This window comes from Microvirga sp. HBU67558 (genome assembly GCF_018069605.1).
Classification (GTDB): Bacteria; Pseudomonadota; Alphaproteobacteria; order Rhizobiales; family Beijerinckiaceae; genus Microvirga; species Microvirga terrae.
The window spans coordinates 1-252 of the sequence record NZ_JAGPUP010000056.1; the positions used below are offsets into that span (position 1 = coordinate 1).

General features: G+C 68.7%; 1 protein-coding gene. It reads left to right on the forward strand.

The genetic code is table 11. The features are described 5' to 3' along the window. On the forward strand, positions 1–249 hold a 249-nt coding region (locus KBI52_RS00215; RefSeq protein ID WP_210804720.1), incomplete at its 5' end, for an FAD-dependent oxidoreductase. Positions 250–252 lie beyond the last annotated feature (3 nt).

A 252-nucleotide genomic window follows, 5' to 3' on the forward strand; every position in this document is an offset into this window, starting at 1 on the left:
CGACGCAGCCTCCGGCCGCTGGCTGTCTCGAACTGGAGCCGGATGGATCACATCGGGGGAGGCTACAGCTATGCGCTTCCGGGAAAGGCGCAAGCGCGGGTCACCTTGGCTCGCCCGTTCGGGGGCCGGCTATTCTTCGCCGGCGAGGCAACGCACCGCCACGACTTCTCAACCGCCCATGGGGCTTATCAGAGCGGAGTGCGGGCTGCCGATGAGGTGATGGCCGCGGTTCGCCTGCCCGCGCCCTAGGTC